Below are 1433 nucleotides of genomic sequence, written 5' to 3' on the forward strand. Positions count from 1 at the left end.
GAGCAATAGTCAAGACCTGTGGATCATGAAGTTCTAGGCGGCTGTGGAGACGGGTGATTCTGCGGGACGTTCGACGAGCTTGCCGTCGATGAAAAGGGCGCCGGCTCGGACCAGTGCGACCAGGTGGGCGCCGTTGACCGCGCGCCAGCGCCGTTGGGCGGATTCGATCAGTTTGAAGGCCATGGCCAGGCCGGCTGCGCGGGAGCCGGGGCCCTTGGTGACCTTGGTGCGGTGCCGGACGGTGGCGAAGGTCGATTCGATCGGGTTGGTGGTGCGCAGGTGCCGCCAGTGCCCGGCGGGATAGTCGTAGAAGGCCAGCAGTTCCTCCACATCGTCGGTGACCTTGGCGCGGCCTTGGGAAACTTGGCGCCGTAGGCGGCCTCGAACGCGGCGACCGCGGCCAGCGCCCGGTCCTTGCTCTCGGCGTTCCAGATCTCGGCCAGCGCCTTCTTCGCGCCCGGGTGGGCCGATTTCGGTAGCGCCCCGAGCACGTTGGCGATTTTGTGAAACCAGCACCTCTGTGCTCTGGCCTGCGGAAACACCTCGGCCAGCGCCGACCAGAAGCCCAGCGCGCCATCCCCGACCGCGAGCACCGGGGCGCGCATGCCGCGCCGGGCGCAATCACGCAGCAGATCGGCCCACGACTCCGTTGATTCGCGATAGCCATCGGTCAGCGCGACGAGTTCCTTGCGCCCGTCCGCGCGCACCCCGATCAGCACCAGCAGGCAGAGTCTGTGCTCCTCCAGCCGGATGTTGACGTGAATGCCGTCGGCCCACAGGTAGACGTAATCGACATCGGACAGGTCGCGTGCGGCGAAGGCGCGTTGTTCGGCTTTCCACTGCTCGGTGAGCTTGGTGATGACCGGCGCCGACAACCCGTTGCCGGTGCCGAGGAACTGGCCCAAGGCGGGAACGAAGTCGCCGGTGGACAGGCCGTGCAGGTAGAGCAGCGGCAGTACCTCGGTGATGGCCGGGCTCTTACGGCACCAGGGCGGCAAGATGGATGAGGAGAAGCGCCGGCGTTCGCCGGTGGCCTCGTCGATGCGCTTGTCGTTGACCCGCGGGGCGTGGACCTCGATCGCGCCCGCGCTGGTCAGCACTTGCCGGGGCTGGTGGTGGCCGTTGCGGACGACCATGCGACGGCCGTGTTCGTCGCGTTCGTCGGCGAAGGCGGCGATATAGGCGTCGACCTCGGCCTTGAGCGCTTCGGCGAGCATCCGGCGGGCGCCTTCGCGGACCAGCTCGTCGATCAGCGCGGGCGAGGGGCCGGAGGCGGACGCGTCGCGGTCGCCGTCGGCGGGGTCAGGGACTACGGTGAGCACGGGTGTGCCTTCCCGACCGACGTTGGCGCGTCGGTCATGTCTTGAGAACTCACATGATCATCGGGAAGGTACACCCCTTCCCGACCGATCCACAGGTCTCAAGCATTGCTC

1 protein-coding gene and 1 pseudogene are annotated in these 1433 nt (G+C 67.6%); both read right to left on the reverse strand.

Features of this window, described 5'->3' with window-relative positions; all coding sequences use genetic code 11:
* Window positions 1-33 precede the first annotated feature (33 nt).
* The gene (locus ACTMTI_RS56820) at window positions 34-183 is read right to left on the reverse strand and encodes a hypothetical protein (RefSeq protein WP_441129401.1); all 150 of its coding nucleotides are present in this window, start codon (window positions 181-183) and stop codon (window positions 34-36) included.
* Between the two features lie 84 nt (window positions 184-267).
* Window positions 268-1217, reverse strand: a pseudogene (locus ACTMTI_RS56825) (IS256 family transposase); the annotation flags it as partial.
* Between the last annotated feature and the right edge of the window lie 216 nt (window positions 1218-1433).

The sequence above is a fragment of the Nonomuraea sp. H19 genome, from assembly GCF_052068215.1.
Taxonomy (GTDB): domain Bacteria; phylum Actinomycetota; class Actinomycetes; order Streptosporangiales; family Streptosporangiaceae; genus Nonomuraea.

What these genes read in the sequence shown, in the direction of transcription:
- ACTMTI_RS56820 (WP_441129401.1), bottom strand. Translation starts at nt 183, where the DNA reads ATGGCCTTCAAACTGATCGAATCCGCCCAACGGCGCTGGCGCGCGGTC.